At 68.5% G+C, this 13501-nt stretch carries 13 protein-coding genes; 7 read left to right on the top strand and 6 right to left on the bottom strand.

Annotated elements, in window-relative coordinates; genetic code table 11:
- Positions 1–529 (top strand): tyrosine--tRNA ligase (locus ACTB72_RS16360; protein WP_463038072.1); only part of this gene is annotated, 529 nt, incomplete at its 5' end.
- A 37-nt stretch (positions 530–566) separates the two neighbouring features.
- On the opposite strand, the gene ACTB72_RS16355 is transcribed toward ACTB72_RS16360, so the two are convergent.
- On the bottom strand, positions 567–4352 hold the full coding sequence (locus ACTB72_RS16355) for a hypothetical protein (RefSeq protein ID WP_463038071.1): 3786 nt from the start codon (positions 4350–4352) through the stop codon (positions 567–569).
- 242 nt (positions 4353–4594) lie between these two features.
- On the opposite strand from ACTB72_RS16355, the gene bcp reads away from it, so the two are divergent.
- The 4 genes from bcp to ACTB72_RS16335 all read left to right on the top strand — a co-directional run bounded on the left by bcp (position 4595) and on the right by ACTB72_RS16335 (position 8176).
- Positions 4595–5065: a thioredoxin-dependent thiol peroxidase gene (bcp, locus tag ACTB72_RS16350; RefSeq protein ID WP_463038070.1), complete on the top strand. Its 471-nt coding sequence runs from the start codon at positions 4595–4597 to the stop codon at positions 5063–5065.
- A gap of 525 nt (positions 5066–5590) precedes the next feature.
- Positions 5591–6934, top strand: coding sequence for a DUF5930 domain-containing protein (locus ACTB72_RS16345; RefSeq protein ID WP_463038069.1), 1344 nt, complete (start codon positions 5591–5593; stop codon positions 6932–6934).
- Positions 6924–7439, top strand: a complete 516-nt coding sequence (locus tag ACTB72_RS16340; RefSeq protein ID WP_463038068.1) for a bactofilin family protein — start codon at positions 6924–6926, stop codon at positions 7437–7439. The genes ACTB72_RS16345 and ACTB72_RS16340 overlap by 11 nt, the downstream gene beginning before the upstream one ends.
- Positions 7440–7939: 500 nt before the next feature.
- Complete coding sequence (locus ACTB72_RS16335) at positions 7940–8176, top strand: hypothetical protein (protein ID WP_463038067.1); 237 nt, start codon at positions 7940–7942, stop codon at positions 8174–8176.
- 117 nt (positions 8177–8293) lie between these two features.
- On the opposite strand, the gene ACTB72_RS16330 is transcribed toward ACTB72_RS16335, so the two are convergent.
- Positions 8294–8818, bottom strand: a complete 525-nt coding sequence (locus ACTB72_RS16330) for a hypothetical protein (protein WP_463038066.1) — start codon at positions 8816–8818, stop codon at positions 8294–8296.
- Between the two features lie 11 nt (positions 8819–8829).
- Positions 8830–9573, bottom strand: a complete 744-nt coding sequence (locus tag ACTB72_RS16325; RefSeq protein WP_463038065.1) for a hypothetical protein — start codon at positions 9571–9573, stop codon at positions 8830–8832.
- On the opposite strand from ACTB72_RS16325, the gene ACTB72_RS16320 reads away from it, so the two are divergent.
- On the top strand, positions 9572–9820 hold the full coding sequence (locus tag ACTB72_RS16320; RefSeq protein ID WP_463038064.1) for a hypothetical protein: 249 nt from the start codon (positions 9572–9574) through the stop codon (positions 9818–9820). The genes ACTB72_RS16325 and ACTB72_RS16320 overlap by 2 nt on opposite strands.
- Here ACTB72_RS16320 and ACTB72_RS16315 read toward each other — a convergent pair.
- The gene (locus ACTB72_RS16315) at positions 9808–10743 is read right to left on the bottom strand and encodes an IS1595 family transposase (protein ID WP_463038073.1); all 936 of its coding nucleotides are present in this window, start codon (positions 10741–10743) and stop codon (positions 9808–9810) included. The genes ACTB72_RS16320 and ACTB72_RS16315 overlap by 13 nt on opposite strands.
- A gap of 307 nt (positions 10744–11050) precedes the next feature.
- Positions 11051–11371 (bottom strand): hypothetical protein, encoded by a 321-nt coding sequence (locus ACTB72_RS16310; protein ID WP_463038063.1) that lies wholly within the window; start codon positions 11369–11371, stop codon positions 11051–11053.
- A gap of 242 nt (positions 11372–11613) precedes the next feature.
- Here ACTB72_RS16310 and ACTB72_RS16305 point away from each other — a divergent pair, with 242 nt between their 5' ends.
- Positions 11614–12096, top strand: a complete 483-nt coding sequence (locus tag ACTB72_RS16305; protein WP_463038062.1) for a hypothetical protein — start codon at positions 11614–11616, stop codon at positions 12094–12096.
- A gap of 26 nt (positions 12097–12122) precedes the next feature.
- Here the strand turns inward: ACTB72_RS16305 and prfB are convergent, their stop codons facing one another.
- Positions 12123–13250, bottom strand: coding sequence for a peptide chain release factor 2 (gene prfB, locus ACTB72_RS16300; RefSeq protein ID WP_463038061.1), 1128 nt, complete (start codon positions 13248–13250; stop codon positions 12123–12125).
- Positions 13251–13501: the final 251 nt, after the last annotated feature.

Genomic DNA, 13501 nt, shown 5'->3' with positions numbered 1-13501 from the left:
CGGCGGCGCGGTATGGCTGAACGAGGACCGGCTCGGCCATTACGAGTTCTGGCAGTACTGGCGCAATGTCGAGGACAGCCAGGTCGGCCTGCTGCTGCGACGCTTCACCGAGCTGCCGCTGTCCGAATGCGATCGTCTCGGCGCGCTGGAGGGCTCGGAGATCAACGCCGCCAAGATCATCCTCGCCAACGAGGTCACCGCCCTCGCCCGCGGCCGCGCCGCGGCGGAGGCGGCCGAGGCCACCGCGCGCGAGGTGTTCGAACATGGCGGCGCCGGCGAGGATCTGCCGACCTTCGACCTCACGCCTGCCGAGGCCGAGGCGGGCGTCTCCGTCGCCCAGCTTTTCGTGAAGGCGGGGCTGGCGAAGTCCGGCAAGGACGCGAAACGCCTGATCGCCGAGGGCGGCGCGCGGCTGGCGGACGAGGCGGTGACCGATGCGGGCCAGATGGTCGGCGCCGACGTCTTCGCCGCCGGCCCGGTCAAGATCTCCGCCGGCAAGAAGCGCCACGCCCTGATCCGCCTGAACTGAAGCCCTCGAAGGGGGGGCGGCCGGCGCCGCCCCCCCTTCAACGCCCCGGATCGGCGCGGTCGGTCCCGTCCGGCGCCGTCCCGTCGTCGTCCTCGGCGCCGAAACCCGAAAACAGGTCGCGCAGGATCCCCGGCGTCAGGATCGAGAACGGGTTGACCGAGATGTCGGGATCCGACGCCGAGCCGGTCACCGAGAAATTCATCGCCAGGATCCCCTCGCCCTCGCCGCCCAGCAGGAAGCCGACGATCGGCAGGCTGTTGAGGATGCCGTTGATCGCGTAGGCCGGCGTCAGCACCCCCGACAGGTCCAGCGCGCCGCCGCCGAGGTCGTAATCCCCCGACACTTTCAGCGCGAGCATCGGCCCGGTGGCGAGCGCGTCGGTCAGGCGGATCCGCTTGCCCTCCAGCCGGAACGGGGCGCGCACCGTGTCGAAGACGTAGCCGCCGGTGGCGGTGGGCGTCGCGGCCTCGGGCGCGCGCAGGAACCCGTCGCGCGACGCCCGCTCCAGCACGCCCGACAGCGCCTCCTCGCCGCCGACGCGGATGCCGTCGGCCTCGGCCACGCCGACCAGCGCGTCGGAGCCTGGCGGAAGCCGGCCCCGCACTTTCAGCACCCCGCCCGAAACCTCGTCCGACAGCCCCAGGTCGCGGATCAGCGCGCCGGCGTCGGCGCTGTCGATGGTCAGCCGCCCGCCGCCGCTCCGCCCGATGCGATAGCGCAGGTCGGCGCGCTGGCCGCCATTGACCTCGCCCGAGAGCTCGGCCCGGGTCACCCCGTCGTCGCGGGTCACCTGGCCGTCGACGGCGCTCAGTTCGATCCCCTCCACCAGCCGCGCGCGCGCCACCTTCAGGCTGACCGCGAAGGGCCGCCCCAGCTCGGCCGCGCGGGCCTTGTCGGTGGGGCCGCCCGGGCCCGGCGCATCGTCGGCCTCATCGGCCTCGTCGACCTGCGCCGCCCCGTCGCCCGGCAGCCCGGACTCCGCCCGTCGCCACAGCTCGCCCAGGTCGATGAAGTCGCCATCCACCGTCGCATCGATGCGCCCCGCGTCCTGGGTCTGGATCCGCAGCCCCACATCCATCAGCCCGTCGAGCGCCAGCTGGTCGAGGCGCAGGCGCCGGAGCGTCCCGTCCGGCCCGATGCGCGCGGCGCCGGACAGCGCCAGCCCCCCGCCTTCGCCCGACAGGCGATCCACCTGAATCGAGCCGTCCGCCGCGATCCGGCCTTCGGCCGCGATCTTGCCCGGCGCGCCGGCGGGCTTGGTCCAGGCGATGAAGGGGATCGCGAGCGCGGTGGGCTTGAGATCGGCGGACAACGAGAACCGGTCCGGCTGGTTCGCGTCGACCTTGCGAAGGGTCAGGCGCGCGGGCGCGGCCCCGGTCTCGAGGGTCAGGCCCTCCACGCCCAGCCGCTCCAGCACGCCCGCGTCGAGCGAGGCGCTGACCGTCACCTCCCGCTGCGGATCGGCGGCGGTTCCGCCCGCGAAACGCTCATGCCAGTCGATCCGCGCCGGCAACCCCTCGATCCGCGCGGCGCCGGCCAGGCGCAGGCCGTCCGCGTCGACGTCGAGCGACAGGGACGCGGCGCGCGCATTCCCCGCGCCGCCGGGGATCGGCGCGACCACATCGCTGAGCGCCGCCGCGACCTCGACCTCCAGCTGCTCGAGCTTCAGGTCCGCGATCAGCGGGAAGGAAAGCTTCGCGGTGGTGGTCACCTCGCCGGCGACGCTCGAAAGATCCATGCCGAACTTGCTGATCAGGCGCAGCGGCGGCTGGTCGATCAGGCTCAGCACGTCCGCGATCCGCCCCCGCGCCCGCACCGTCGGCAGGCCCGGCGTCTCCCGCGCATCGAGGTCGGGCGCCGAGAAGGTGGAGCCGGCGAGGTCTATCGCCTCCCCCCCAGGCGGCGTCGCCACGCCCTGCGACAGCGCCATGTCGAAGCGGTCGAGGCCGACCCGGCCGCGTCCGACCGCGCCGGTGATCGCGGGCATGCCGCGGAGCACCTCGCCGCGCAGGCCCTGAAAGGCGAAATCGAGCGTCAGCTCCGGCGGCTTTCCCGGGGCCGACCAGAACGCGCCCCGCGCCGCGGTGATGCCCGGCCGGGGATCGGGCGCCGCAGGCCCGGGCGCGGACGCCGACGCCGACGCCGACGCGGGCGTCGCGCCCGGCTCCGGCGCAGGTTCCTCCGACAGATGCTCCAGCACCCATTTGCGCGCGTTGGCCCCCGCCTTCACCGGCCAGCCGGCGAGCAGCCCGTCCAGCGACAGCGGCCCGGTGGCGAAACTGACCGCGATGTCGGGCCCCTCGTCGCCCCATTCCGCCGCGCCCTCGGCGGTCAGCGTGGTGTCGGCGCCTTCCAGCGACAGCGCCTCCAGCTCGATCCGCCCGGCGCCCGGCAGGAAATGCGCGGTCAGCCCGCCCGCGCCGAACACCATCGGCCGGGCGAATCCCGCCTCCGGCTGCAGGACCACCTCGTCGATGTCGAGCGCCAGCGACACGCCCTCGCCCCCCGGCAAGCGGTTGATCCGCCCCGAGGCGGAGGCCCGCCCCGCCGGGCCGGTCAGCTCCAGCCGTCGGATATTCAGCAGCCCCGGCGCGCCTTCGTCGACCGACAGGCTCAACGCCGCCCGGTCGATGCGACCGAACGGGTCCGGCAGGCCGACCAGCGCGCCCGGCCCCATCCGCGCGCCCCCCCGGAACGAGATCAGCGCGCCGTCGGAGGCGAGCACCGCCTCGCCCCGCATCCCGGCGCGCAAGTCGCCGAACGTCGCCGCCTCGGTCATCGGCGCCCCGGCGGCCAGCGCCACATGCGCGATGGGCAGGCCGCTCAGCCCGAGCCGGACCGTCACCTGCCCGTCGTCATGGCGGCGCTGCCCCTCCAAAGCGAACCGCGCGACGCTCGGCGCGGGCGCTTCGCCCTCGGACGGGCCGTCGGCCTGGTCGAGCGGTTCGGGCGCGGGCTGGACCGAAGCGGGCGCGAACGGGTCTTCGCCGGGAGGCCAGGCCTCGGTCGTCCCGCCCGGATCGGCGAGCGCCCCCACCGCGCGCGGCGGCGGCGCCACCCGTCCGGTGAGGCGGCCCACATCGCGGTCCGCCTCCCGCTCCACGGTGAATTCGGCGTCGATCAGCTGCCAGTTCTGCCCGGTGAAATGGTCGCGGAAGACGACGTCGACCCCGCTGGCGGTCACCTTCTCCAGCCGGGCGAGCGGCCCTTCGCCGGGCGCGTTCGCCGCCAGCAGCGCCACCAGCGCCGAGGCGGTGTCCGACGAGGCCATGGTCGCCTCCGCCGCGAGCTCGACCGGGCTCTCCGCCTCGGCCGCCCGTTCGGCCCGCGCGGCGCCGGGCAGCCGGATCCGGCCCCGCACGTCGCGCTCGATCACCGCGGAGATGCCCGTCGCCCGGATCTCGGTCGGCTCCAGCCGGCCGAAGGCCAGGTCCCACAGCAGGAACCGCATGCTCAGCTCCGGGACATCGGCGACCTGCATCCCATCGTCGTCGGTCACCCGCACCCGGCTGAGCCGCAGGCCCGAGACCTCGCCCGGCGCGCCGAGCGCGAACATCGCCCGCCCGATATGAAAGTTCAACCCCTCGGCGGAGGCGCCGAGCCGGTCGGCGATGATCGGGGTCAGCGGTCCCAGCGACACCGGCCCCTGGCGCAGCCGCTGATGGCCGAGCGTCACCACCACCACGCCCAGCAGCAGCGTCGCCGCGACGAAGGATCCCAAACGGATCAGATGCCGCCCGGCCATGCTCTCGCCCCGGGCGCGGCGACGCGTCCGGTTCAGGCGGCCGTCCGCCTGCTGCTGATGCAAGTGCCTGCGATGCATGTCGCTCCCGTGCCTGCCGTCCGTCCGCGGCCTTCTTCGGACCGCCTCCAGCCCTTCCGCAACCCTTCTGCGCGCGCGAAAGCCCCGGTCCTCGCCATCCTCGCGGACTTGACGAGGCGCCGGTGGCCCTGTCTCGTGTTCAGAACCTGCCTTTGCGGCCTTGCCATGGCGATGACGCCTGTTGGCGCGGCCGGCGGCTCCACCTTCACCCTATTGCCCAAACCCAGCAGGAGAAGCGACCCATGACCGAGCTTGCCGTCGGCGACGCCGCCCCCGAATTCACCCTGCCCCGCGACGGCGGCGGCGCGCTGACGCTCGCCGACCTGCGCGGCAAGCCGGTGGTGCTGTATTTCTATCCCCGCGACGACACGCCCGGCTGCACCACCGAGGCGCTGGACTTCACCGCGCTGGGGGCGGAGTTCGCCGCCGCGGGGGCCGAGGTGCTGGGCGTCTCCAAGGACAGCGCCGCCAGCCATGACAAGTTCAAGGCCAAGCACAGCCTCGGCGTGACGCTGCTGTCGGACGAGGATGGCGCGGTCTGCGAGGCCTACGGCGCCTGGGTCGAAAAGAGCATGTACGGCAAGAAGTACATGGGCATCGACCGGGCCACCTTCCTGATCGGGGCGGACGGGCGGATTCGCCGGATCTGGCGCAAGGTGAAGGTGAAGGGCCACGCGGCCGAGGCGCTGGCCGCGCTGGGCGAGCCGGTCTGACCTGCGACCGGTCGGCGCGGCCAGGGCCGCGCCGACCGTTTCGGCCTTGCGGCGAACTCCGCCGAAATATGCGACCGACGGACGCACCCCGCGTTCCAGCCATCGCCGGTTCATGAGGCGGAGCGACGCTGCGGCGCCTGCCGCTTTCCGCAGCGCGGGCTTCGTCGGAGGCCCTGCCCTGCTAATGATGCCTTAATCTTTCCCTATTTAGGCTCTAGCCGGCGACTCCTCCGGTTGCGGGCGATTCAATTTCCGGGAGGGACGCTCGACATGATCTCGAAGTCCGGTCCCCGGCGCCCCGCGATGCCGGCGACAGTCGAAACGTGTTGATCACCGGGCAGGCCATCGGCTAACGATGCAGAAACACAACAACACGCGAAAATCGCGAAGGGACAGGACATCCCGACGCCAGGCACTCGAGGGACACGGATGACAGGCCCGAATGGCCGCGCGGACGATCCGCGTGCCGTTGGTGGTTTGCCTGATTGGCGGCTCACCATCCGGAAAGGCGACGACGCGCGTCACATGCGCGTCACGGCACGCGGCGGCCTCCTGGCCGCCGCCTGCGTCACCGCCCTGCTGGGCTGGACCGGCTTCGCCACGGTGTCGCTGCTCCTCAATCACGCGGAACGCGAAGCGCTTTCCGCCCGCGTTTCCGCCTTCGAATCCGGTTCCGCCGATGCGGTGGCCGAGGCCGAGGCACGCCGCGCCGCCGACATCGCCGCGATCGCGGCCGACCGCGACGCCCGGCTCGCCACGCTCATGGCGGAACGGGACGCCCGCGTCTCCGCCCTGCAGGCCGAGCGCGACGACGCCGCCGAACAGGCCGGCGACGCGCTCGCCCGGCTCGACGTGCTCAGCCGCGAACTCGCCCGCCGTCAGGCCAGCCTGGTCGCGGCCGCGGACGCCGAAAGCGAGTTGACCCTGGCCCTCGAAAGCCTGCGCGCCAAGCTCGCCGACGCCGTCTCCGCCCGCGACGCGGCGGAGCGGGAGCGCATCGCGCTCGCCGCCCGCGCCCGCGAGCTCGACGCCACCCACGCCGCCGCCGACGCGGCGGAGGACGAATGGTCCGCCGCCATCGAGGGCGTGACCGCGGCGCTCGACGACACCACCCGGGAACGCGACGCCGCGGTGATGATGCAGGCCGCCCTCGCCGACCGGCTGGAGACGATGGAGACCGAGCGCGGCCGCGCCGCCGACGCCCGCGCCCGCCTGTTCGCCCAGCTCGAGGATGCGGTCGAAGCCGGCCTCGGCGGCCTGACCAAGGCGCTCGACGCCGCCGGGGTGAACCCCGACCGGGTCGTCTCCGAACTGCGCCGCGACTATTCCGGCGAGGGCGGGCCGTTCCTGCCGGTCGACGAAGCGGTCGCGCCCGAGCTGGTCTCCGACGATGCGGAGCGGGTGGCCAACCTGCTCGGCGGGCTCGAGCGCGCCAGCCTGATGCAGGTGGCGGCCGCCAAGCTGCCGCTGGCCCGGCCGGTGCACTCCGCCTTCCGCTTCACCTCCGGCTTCGGGGTGCGGCGCGATCCCAAGAACGGTCGGTCGCGCATGCATGCCGGCACCGATTTCGCCGCCGCCCGCGGCACCCCGATCTACACCACCGCCGACGGCGTGGTGACCTTCGCCGGATGGCAGTCGGGATATGGCCGGGTCATCAAGATCCGACACGCTTTCGGGTTCGAAACCGTGTATGGTCATCTCAACGCAACCCGGGTCCAGGTCGGCCAGCGGGTTGCGCGAGATGACCGGATCGGCGATATGGGGAACTCGGGACGCTCGACAGGCTCGCATCTCCACTACGAGATCCGACTGAACGGGAAGCCGCTCAACCCCATGAAGTACATCGAGGCCGCGCGCAATGTTCTCTAAGTCGAAGATCAACGATCCGATCGACACCAAGGCCGACGACCAGGCGTCGCGGCCCGCGGTTCCGGCCCCGGCCGCCCCGGCGCGCCCCGGCGCGCCCGCGCCGAGCGCCGCAAAGCCCAAGGCGCCGCCGTCGATCCTCAGCTCCGACCTCGTGGTCACCGGCAATCTCAAGACCGCAGGCGACATCCAGGTCGAGGGCACCGTGGACGGCGACATCCGCGCCCATCTGCTGACCGTGGGCGAAAGCGCCACCATCCGCGGCGAGATCGTCGCCGACGACGTGGTGGTCAACGGCCGCGTGGTCGGCCGGGTCCGCGGCGTGAAGGTGCGCCTGACCTCGACCGCCAGGGTCGAAGGCGACATCATCCACAAGACCATCGCGATCGAGAGCGGCGCCCATTTCGAAGGGTCGGTCCAGCGCAACGACGATCCGCTGTCGGACGGCACCGGCTCCAAGCCGATGCCGTCCTTCTCCGCGCCGACGCCGCCCAGAACCGAGGACTGATCCCGGGGGGGGACGGCGCGGCCCGACGGCAGCGGCACGGACGAGATTTGAGACGCGGGTCCCGGCGACGGGGCCCGCGTCTTTCGTTCGGGGCCCTGTAACGGAAAGGCGATTATATACGACGCAAACACGCTTCCAATTCTGCCCGCAAGGACGTAGCCTCGCGGTAGCTTAGAGGGGGGGGGCCAGATGCCAGTTTCAGATTCAGAGCGGCGTGCAGCCGAGTCGATCTCGGCGGGAGAATATGGGGCGACTCGCATCGTGGCGAGCAAGGACGGGTCTTGCGTGCGCATTGCCTTTGGGCGCAACGGCATCAACGGGCCTGTTTTTTACGGCGCGCTCTTGCTGTCGCCGGAAGCTTTAAAATCTCTGAAAGAGCAATTAGCTGAGATAGGGTAAGCTGTATGCGAGCCAATCTCGGCCCCGGGCACGCGCCGCCGCATTTGTCTGTTGTGGGCGGGAACCAAAGTGGAGCGGCGGGAGGACCGCCGGATGATCCAATGGAAGCCAGAGTTGCCAAACTGGAAACCACGATAGGGTACATCGAACGCGATCTGTCCGAGGTCCGCGGGGACATGAAGGACGTCCGCGACCGCCTTGGGCGGCTGGAAACGAACGTCTCGCACCTGCCGAGCAAAGGCTTCATCTGGACGGCGGTTTTGCTGGCGCTCGCTGTTGCAAGCGCCCTCACTGCTTTTCAGGGTCAGATCCAGGCTTTTCTGGGGACTGCTCCGTAGGCACGTCAGCCTCTCCTTTCATCCGCCGCAGTGCCTCCTTCAGCTTGTCCTCATCGAGGTCTACGCCTAGTTCGCGGGCGGCTTCCTCGAAGCGAATTTTCTGGTCTCTATTAGAAGTCATTGGGTTATGTCCTCAGAAGTAAGTTCCCTTGGCCTCTCGGGCCTTTGCGGCGCTAAAAACTCTGGGAAAGGGCGCTCCTCCATCTCATCGCTTTTGTCGTCCTCATAGATCTCCCGGCTGTCTCTATCCGCGACAACGAGTCCAACGTTTACGAGCAAGCTCCTAAGATAAGCGCGGAAACCTGGGAGCCATGTTGAAAAATTCATTAATATATGAGCGCAATCTTCCGATATCTCAGCGCCAGTTGATCCAATTGTATGCAATATAGTGTTTCTATTTTTTCTACATAGCCCACAAAGTGAAATTGCATGCAGGACTTCAGCCCTAATCTCTGCGCTAGGCTCCTTAGCTTCGACAAGCCGCTTCAGTAGTGTCTCTCGATCATTGGGCCGCATCTTTTTTGTTATAATCTCAAGTGTCAACTGGTCCGTGCCGAGGTAAAGCCCCAAGAAGCTATCGAATTCACTTTCAATGCGGTTCCACTCTACCGCTATCTCTCCAACAAACTGAAAGGCAGTCATTTTCGTACCTGTCAAAAGTCGCCGTCAAAATCGTTGGGCGGCGGAATGACGTGCCACAACATCGATATTTCTGCACAAGATGCCTCAATGTCCTTTAATCGCTTCTTGTAGCTGGCCGGCGCTTGTCCAATTTTTTTTGCGAATACATCAACAGAAAAGCATAGTTTTCTATCGACCCTGCTGGGCTCTACAAAATGAGCCTGCGCTTGCATCCAACACAGGGAAGCGACGACAGCACCGTGTTCATCCCTCCAATTTTTCGAAGATACAGCTTTCGACGTCTGCAAGATCAGCCCGCCTAGTTTTTCGTTTGCAGCGTTATGGGAAATTAGATCAAGTTTAACCGAAACATTAACCCCTGAAATCTGAAGCTTAGGCAGCGGGTTATTGACGGGTGTAAAGGTCAACTTGCTAAGCAATTTCATGTCTTGGGTTGCGGCAAATGACGCAATCGCTTCCGCAGACAGGAGAGCATCATTTTTTGCAAACTCGCTTGAAGCGGAGCTTGCCGCGTTTTTCTGGGCAAGTTCAGCTTTATGGAGAATCGCTGTGTTTCTGGTGCCATCGGAGAGAAAATTGCAGATCGCTTGCTTCGCGTGCTTGTAGCGGATCACAAGGTAGGTCGGCGCAAATTTGGCGTTTCTGACGATAGCATGTCGACGCGATGGCGATGCTAGAGCATACTCCGCAAGCTGATTGGCCGAAATGCGAGGCTCAACGTGCACGGTGTACTTTTCAGCGGACGAGTAAGCCATGGAAGACATGTTCCTAGAAGGTGAAGCTGGCGAAGAGATCTTTTTCGTAACGCCGCTTTCGAATTCAATGTATCGACGCGCCCAGGGGCATGGCAATGGCCTAGGTGGCGCTGAGGGATACTTCATCTGCTCCAAGATGCGAGGGGAGCCAGAGGCCAGCTTTGAGATACTCGCAAAAGCAACTTCTTTTGAAGCTGCAAGATCGATATTTCTAGCCCTCATTCGCCCTCGCGGTCAAACGGCCTGATGCGCCCCACCAGTCCGCCGATAGGTCAGGCGCTTACCCTTCGCGCCGACAAGCGCGTTCACGGCGCGACCATGATCCTCAATGCCTAGGGCGCTACGGTTATTGTAGCGAAACTCGAACTCCGCGACGTAGCGGTGCAGGTGGCGCTTGCCGCAGTGCTGATAGACGCCTTTCATGCCGCGCTTGAAGATCGAGAAGTAGCCTTCAATCGTGTTCGTGTGGGTGTCGCCACGGCCATACTCGCCCTTGCCGTGAGAGACGAACTGGTGGTCCGCGAACTTCGCGCCGATGCGGGTATACATCGCGGCCTCGTCGGTCATCAGGCGCGCCTCGCGGGCGACATTCTCACCAACGAACTTCTCAATGGTCTCCCGCTTGATATCGTCAACGACGATGGAACGGGCGCGGCCCGTCTCGCGATCAACGAGGCTCAGAACCTTCATCTTGTGGTGGAAGGCGCGCTTTTTCGGCTTGCCCGGCTCACGGCCAATGAAGGTCTCGTCAGCCTCAACCGCGCCGCCGTTGCTGCCGAACGGGGCCAGATCGCCAGATCGCATCGCCTCACGGATACGATGCTCCATGAACCAAGCCGTTTTGTAGGTCACACCCAGCACGCGGTGCAGCTGGTGGCTGCTGATGCCCTTCTTGCTGGACGTCATCAGGACCACAGCCTGAAGCCACAGGTTCAGCTTGACCTTGGAAGCCTCGAACACGGTGCCGACCTTGACGGTGAACTGCTTCTTGCAGTCACCGCAGCGGTGCAGGCCCAGGCGGATGCGCTTCTCCGGGTTCGCCTTCACCTTGGTGATGCGATCCGTGCCGCCGCAGTGCGGGCAGGTTGCGCCGTTGGGCCACATCACCCCCTCAAGGAAGGCGTAGGCTGCTTCCTCGTCGTGCAGGTAGGGGGCGCTGAGGTTGGACACGGTCATTCTCCTATCGTCTTGAGGCTAGGTAGGATCTTTTGACCGTGTTTGCAAGGTATATAATCGCCAACGGAAAACGCCCCGGAGCGCCGGGGCGTTCGTTCGGGAGGGGCATCGGCGAAGGGTCCGGCGCAGGGACGCGCAAACGAGGTCGGGTCGAGGCGCGGAAGGTCGCCGAAAGCGGGAGCCGCCGGCATGGGCAGGTTCGGTCCCGGCCGCCCCTCGCGCGCGCCCGCCCTCAAGGAGTGAGGGACATGGGCGGGGACGACGTTTTCGGGCGGGCCGGGATCGTCCGGGGCGACGCGGCTCAGGCGGCGTCGCGCAGGCGGGCCGCGTCGCGCTCGGAGGCCAGGTCCTCGGCCCATCCGGCGAGGTCGGCGTCGATCCCGTCCGAACTGGAGCCCTTGCGGAAGCCGGAGCCGATCCAGGGCAGGAACGGCAGGATCAGGGTCATCGACACCGCGCTCGCCCAGGCGACGCCAAGCGCGGCGAAGAACCCGAAGCCGGCGACGCCCGCGGCGACCCCGGCGGCGGCGCCGGCGACATGGGCCCAGAACAGCAGCGCCATCGGAAAGCCGCCGCGGGGCGCGTCATCCGAAGAGGGGACGGCGGGGTCGATGGGGGGCATGTCGGGCTCTCCTGCCAGGCGCCGCAATCGCGCCTCGTTTTTCGGATTTGCGCCGATCTTCAGATCGCCCGGGCGTCGCGGCCCTCTGCATGGGGAATGTTCTACGCCCTCGCCCCGTCGTGCGCGACATTGCGAAAGAGCGGCTTGCGGCGCGATCGGCGCGCGCGCCTATCCGAAAGGATAGGGGCGCGGCCCGCCGCCCCGGCATTGACCCAAGGTCCGTCCGGACCGAAGCTGCGCCCATGGTCGAACCGCATCTAACCCGCTCCGCCCTGCGCCGCAGGCTGGCCCTCGCCGCCGCCGCGCTGCTCGCGGGCTGCGCGAGCCCGCCGCCCCCGGGCCTGCCTGGTTACGACCAAGGCCACCCGATGGCGGCCCCCTCCACAGAACCCATCGCCTGGCGCGGCGCGCTGGACCTGCCCTTCGCCGAGGCTCTCGGCGTCGCCCGAGAGGCTGCGCAGCGCTGCTGGCCGCCGCAGGGGGTCGTGACCGCGTCGATGCCCAAGCGTCTCGACGATGCCGCCTCGCCTTCCGGCCGGGCGCGATTCGTCGTCGTGCTGGACCGGAACGGCCCGCATCGGCTTGCGGAGGTGACGGTGATGGCGCTGGCGGGCGGAACCGGCGCGGAGGTCGAGGTCGCCGGCCCCGCCGACAACCCGCTCTGCGCCCGGCGGATCATCGCGGGGCTGGAGCCGCAGGCGCGCGATTCGACCTCGCTGCCCTGACTGACGGGCCGGGGGGGGCCGGAGGTTCAGTCCTCGGCCATCGCCTCGGCGCGGGTCTTGCCGGTCACTTCCATGGCGAGCGCCGCGGCCATGAACCGGTCGAGATCCCCGTCCAGCACGCCGCCGGTGTCCGAGGTCTCCACGTTGGTGCGCAGATCCTTGACCATCTGATAGGGCTGCAGGACGTAGGAGCGGATCTGGTTGCCCCAGCCGATCTCGCCCTTCGCATCATGGGCGTCCTGGATCGCCTGGGTGCGTTTGCGCAGCTCCATCTCGTAGAGCCGCGATTTCAGCGCAGCCATCGCGTTCGCCCGGTTCTGATGCTGGGACTTTTCGGATGAGGTCACCACGATGTTGGTGGGCAGATGGGTGATGCGCACCGCCGAGTCGGTGGTGTTCACGTGCTGCCCGCCCGCGCCGGACGACCGATAGGTGTCGATGCGGATTTCGTTCGGCTTGATGTCGATCTCGATGGAATCGTCGACCACCGGATAGACCCACACGGACGAGAACGAGGTCTGCCGCCGCGCCTGGCTGTCGAAGGGCGAGATCCGCACCAGCCGGTGCACGCCCGATTCCGATTTCAGCCAGCCATAGGCGTTGGGCCCGGTGATCTTGAAGGACGCCGACTTGATGCCGACCTCCTCGCCGCCGGTCTCGGCCATCAGCTCGACCTTGTAGCCCTTGGCCTCGGCCCAGCGGGTGTACATGCGCGCCAGCATCTGGGCCCAGTCGCAGGATTCGGTGCCCCCCGCGCCGGCGTTGATCTCGAGGAAGGTGTCCGAGCCGTCGGCCTCGCCGTCCAGCAGCGCCTCGATCTCGGCCTTGCCGGCGCGGTCGCGCAGGGCGGCGAGCGCGGCCTCGGCCTCCGCCACCACTTCGGCGTCGCCCTCGGATTCGCCCATCTCGATCAGCTCGACCTGGTCGGCCAGCTCCTGGCCCAGCCCCTTGGCCTGCCCGTACTTGTCGGCGAGCTGCTGACGCTCGCGCATCACCTTCTGGGCCTGGGCCGCGTCGTTCCACAGGCTCGGGTCCTCGACGCGGGCGTTGAGCTCCTCCAGCCGATGCCCGGCGGTTTCCCAGCCCACGCGCTGGCGCAGCAGGGCCACGGACTTCTCGATTTCGGCGATGAGGGTCTGGGTCTCCGCACGCATGGGACGAGAAGCTCCTTGGTCCGACAGGGCGCCGCGCCGGCGCGGCCCCGGGGGCTGCGGACGCGTTCCGGGGACATAGACCGCCGCGGCGCGGGTCTCAAGTCATGGATGGCCGTCGCACGGCGCCGAATGGGGCGAAGGCGAGGGCACGGGGCCCGGAACGCGGCTCAGTAGAGCCCCGTCGATCCGAACCCGCCCGCCGACGGCTTGGGCGGCGCCGGCCGCGCCGCGCCGGCCGGGGCGCCGGTCCC

It is taken from the genome of Albimonas sp. (assembly GCF_055129145.1).
This window is presented reverse-complemented; position numbering and strand designations above follow the sequence as displayed.

Bases quoted from the DNA above. Each gene is read 5' to 3' on its own strand.
- ACTB72_RS16355 (WP_463038071.1), bottom strand. From the start codon at position 4,352: ATGCATCGCAGGCACTTGCATCAGCAGCAGGCGGACGGCCGCCTGAAC.
- prfB (WP_463038061.1), bottom strand. From the start codon at position 13,250: ATGCGTGCGGAGACCCAGACCCTCATCGCCGAAATCGAGAAGTCCGTG.
- ACTB72_RS16340 (WP_463038068.1), top strand. From the start codon at position 6,924: ATGTTCTCTAAGTCGAAGATCAACGATCCGATCGACACCAAGGCCGAC.
- ACTB72_RS16330 (WP_463038066.1), bottom strand. From the start codon at position 8,818: ATGACTGCCTTTCAGTTTGTTGGAGAGATAGCGGTAGAGTGGAACCGC.
- ACTB72_RS16305 (WP_463038062.1), top strand. From the start codon at position 11,614: ATGGTCGAACCGCATCTAACCCGCTCCGCCCTGCGCCGCAGGCTGGCC.
- bcp (WP_463038070.1), top strand. From the start codon at position 4,595: ATGACCGAGCTTGCCGTCGGCGACGCCGCCCCCGAATTCACCCTGCCC.
- ACTB72_RS16325 (WP_463038065.1), bottom strand. From the start codon at position 9,573: ATGGCTTACTCGTCCGCTGAAAAGTACACCGTGCACGTTGAGCCTCGC.
- ACTB72_RS16320 (WP_463038064.1), top strand. From the start codon at position 9,572: ATGGAAGACATGTTCCTAGAAGGTGAAGCTGGCGAAGAGATCTTTTTC.
- ACTB72_RS16345 (WP_463038069.1), top strand. From the start codon at position 5,591: ATGCGCGTCACGGCACGCGGCGGCCTCCTGGCCGCCGCCTGCGTCACC.
- ACTB72_RS16335 (WP_463038067.1), top strand. From the start codon at position 7,940: ATGGAAGCCAGAGTTGCCAAACTGGAAACCACGATAGGGTACATCGAA.
- ACTB72_RS16310 (WP_463038063.1), bottom strand. From the start codon at position 11,371: ATGCCCCCCATCGACCCCGCCGTCCCCTCTTCGGATGACGCGCCCCGC.